3 protein-coding genes are annotated in these 1366 nt (G+C 59.1%); 1 reads left to right on the plus strand and 2 read right to left on the minus strand.

The window, feature by feature from the left end:
* Window positions 1-197, plus strand: a 197-nt coding sequence (locus AC1DXV_RS34655) for an IS3 family transposase (protein ID WP_477874100.1), incomplete at its 5' end; no start/stop codon positions are given.
* Window positions 198-339: 142 nt separating this feature from the next.
* Here AC1DXV_RS34655 and AC1DXV_RS34660 read toward each other — a convergent pair.
* Complete coding sequence (locus AC1DXV_RS34660) at window positions 340-801, minus strand: hypothetical protein (protein ID WP_477938051.1); 462 nt, start codon at window positions 799-801, stop codon at window positions 340-342.
* 178 nt (window positions 802-979) lie between these two features.
* A partial coding sequence (locus AC1DXV_RS34665; protein ID WP_477874104.1) for a hypothetical protein occupies window positions 980-1366 on the minus strand: 387 nt, incomplete at its 5' end.

The following is a 1366-nucleotide window of genomic DNA, read 5'->3' on the forward strand; positions in this document are numbered from 1 at the left end:
ACAACGCGGTGATGGAACGCTTCTTCCTGAACCTGAAGATGGAACGCGTCTGGCAGCGCGACTACGCCAATCACGCCGAAGCGATGATCGATGTCGCCGACTACATCGCCTGCTTCTACAACCCCGTCAGGCTCCATTCCACACTCGGCTATCGCTCGCCCGTCGAGCATGAGCGTCACGCCGAACACACTCACTGAGATTCAACCCAAACCAACTCATTGGCGTGTCCGAAAAGACTTGACCACGACAAGCAGACTCAGCACCGAACTGGCGAGGTAGTGGCGTTTCATGACGATCAACGTCCTCTCAGGGGAATGGTTCGGCGGCGTGCCGGCATGACTAGTTGCCCGTCCTCGTGAGCAGACCCTTGTCAAGGATGAGCGGAGAGTCACCTTGCTCACCGGCACTTATTTCTTCTTTCGTCTCCCAGTAGATCGCATCGTTCTTCAGCGTCGCAACACCCTTGACGACAGCGCCGTTCCGTCCGCTGGTGACGACCAAGTGCGCCWCGGTGCCGACCACCCTTCCTTTGACCGTGCCCTCACCACCCTCGTTGAGGCGACTGCAGCCTGCGGTTGCAAACGTGTGGGAACCCGTGATCCGAGCACCAGATTGCTTGAGAACGAAAGAGGCCATGCCGCATTCGGCGTTCGCTGCTTTCTGTCCGGTCGTACGCAGATCCATCGACCAGGTACCTGAGAAATTTGCACCGGCAGCGACCGCAAAGGTAGGGAGCAGAGTCAACGTCGCGGAGAAGAGAACGGTTCGGCAAGGACTCATAAGCTGCTTGTCGTTTGGCATGAGAGGCTCGATCCGGCTTGCCGGGGCCATCAAGGCATTGCGCCACTATCGCACGGCTGCGAAGCAGACTTTCACGAGTGTCGGCAACTGGCCGGCTCCAGCCGCTCGTCCGCGGGAGCTGACGGCCACTGGCCGGACCGTTGAGGATTGTGCCGACCGGATCCGTCAGCACGAATGGTCAGGCACTGAACTTTTGGGGAAACAGCCGATGAGCGGCAAAGCAGCCTGCTACGCCACCAGAGCCTATGGCAAAAAAATGTAGTGCAACGAGTGGACTGGGCAGGGCGAGAGCCATACACATGGCTACTCCCCATAGCCCGGCGAACGAAAAAGTCAACCCGATGAACAGGGCAGCCCCCGCAGGACGATTCCATGGCTTCAATAGAAGCGACGGCGGCAACGCGAACGTGCCAGGGGGGAGCTTCTGAAGTTCCATCCAAAGGAGGCCGACCGAGGTCACCAGGGCGGCGGGAAGCGTGATGGCTACGCTCGTCCAAGACGGTGAATGCTGCGAAGGAAATGTGGCAGAGAGGTAGCCCCATCCTGCGCAAATGAAGAACCAGAA

It is taken from the genome of Rhizobacter sp. P3_C12 (genome assembly GCF_056402735.1).